The following is a 1,751-nucleotide window of genomic DNA, read 5'->3' as shown; positions in this document are numbered from 1 at the left end:
GGGGTTGCCGGGAATCAACACGTCGGTTTGATCTTGGTTTTGTCGGGGTCGAGGAACCTGGCGATGTCTTCCCGTGTGCGGAAACGGGCTGTTGAGGCGGGGAGATGAACACCATGGGCTTCCAGGAGCGGGCGGACGTCTTTCACTGCACGGCTGATGGTCATGGCGGTGGTGTTGAAGAGCTGGCCCAGGAGGTCCATGGTCGCGAGTTTTCGCAGGTGGAGCACGGTGACCAGGACCCGGTCGGCTGAGGTGAGCTTGGCTTTGGCACCTGCGCCAGGGGCCACCAGGCGCTCGTGGCCTCGACGTGTGCGGAGCACTTGCTCGCGTTGAACCTCCATCGCTGGAGTCAACGCGTCGATGAGCTCGCTGAGCTGCCAGCGGGTCATCCCGGTCAGTTCCGGGTCCTGGAGCGAACGCCGCGTGAGGCGAGCCGGTCTGTCCGCCAGGGCCTCGTCCGGTCTGCTGCCGGTGGTCGCCGCCCCCATCGGACGCTGGGAGTGGAGGGTGTAGTTCCAGTCGCCGTGGAAGCGATGGCGGGTGATGGGCAGGGCAGCGATCTCGTCGTCGCTGACGCGGATGCCGGTGGGGTACTGGCCGCTGTCGAGTTCGGCATGGACAGTGAGGCCGGTGCGGCTGGTGGTCGCGGCGATGGTTTGGAGCATGACTTCATGGCTGGTCAGGGGTCTGCCGCGCCAGTTCATGGTGATGTGGGAGAACAGCCGGTGCTCGATCTTGTTCCACTTCGAGGTGCCGGGCGGCAGGTGACACACCGTGATCTCTAGGCCGGTCTCGGCAGCGAGGTCGGCGAGCTGGGTCTTCCAGCCGCGGGTGCGGTAGCCGTTGGAGCCCCCGCCGTCGGCGGTGATCAGCAGCCGGCGGGCGCGGGGGTAGTCGTGCCGGCCGACCGCCTGCCACCAGCGCCGGATCGAGGCGACGGCGAACGCCGCGGTGTCGTGATCGGTGCCGATGCTGACCCAGCCGGTGTTCGCCGCCATGTCATAGATTCCGTACGGAATCGCTTTCTCGGCCTGGCCGGGGAAGTCGTGCGTCTTGACCCTCCCGGGCTGCCCTGCGGGCCGCCATTCGCGCCCGGCGTTCTTGTAGTCGCCGATCAGCTCCTTCTTCTTGCTGTCCACGCTGATCACCGGGTCACCGGCGTCCCTGTGGTCTCGTGCCTGCTCATTGAGGTAGCGGAACTGGGCGTCCCTGTCGGGGTGCTGAGCACCCTCGATGGTCTTGGCGTTGGCCTGCAGACTGAAGCCTTCCTCCCGCAGCAGGCCGGCGACCGTGTCGGCGGAGACCCGGTGACCCTGCCGGGTCAGCTCCGCTGCCAGCTTCCGGGTCGACTTCGTCGTCCACCGCAGCGGCGACATCGGATCGCCCCGCTCATCGGGCTCGACCAACGCAAGCAGCGCCGGCCGCAGCCCCGGATCAAGGTCCACAGCCTTCTTCCGGCCTCCACCAGGACGACGGACCCGCCCCAACGGAGGCTGACCAGACTCCAGTTCAGCCGCTCCGCGCGAGACCGTGCCCTCCCGCACCCCAGCCGCAGCAGCAACGAGTCGGATCCCACCATGCCCCAGCGACAGAGCTTCCGCCCCTATGGCCAGCCGACGCTGACGCTCGTCCAGATGCGGCAACAACACATGGAACTTCGCAGCCAGGACGGCCTCAATCCCCTCCGGTCTCCCCATACCAGAGCAACGAGTCCCGCAGCTGGAAGCCACGACTTGTTTCCCGGCAAGCCC

Annotated in this window: 1 protein-coding gene; it reads right to left on the bottom strand. The window is 67.3% G+C overall.

Annotation, left to right across the window (positions count from 1 at the left end; genetic code table 11):
* Positions 1–14: 14 nt before the first annotated feature.
* The gene (locus tag SSP24_RS42310; protein ID WP_244951816.1) at positions 15–1,697 is read right to left on the bottom strand and encodes an ISAzo13 family transposase; all 1,683 of its coding nucleotides are present in this window, start codon (positions 1,695–1,697) and stop codon (positions 15–17) included.
* Positions 1,698–1,751 lie beyond the last annotated feature (54 nt).

This window comes from Streptomyces spinoverrucosus, from assembly GCF_006539505.1.
Classification (GTDB): domain Bacteria; phylum Actinomycetota; class Actinomycetes; order Streptomycetales; family Streptomycetaceae; genus Streptomyces; species Streptomyces spinoverrucosus.
Note: the sequence above shows the minus strand (reverse complement) of the source record. Positions and strands in the feature narration are given on the sequence as shown.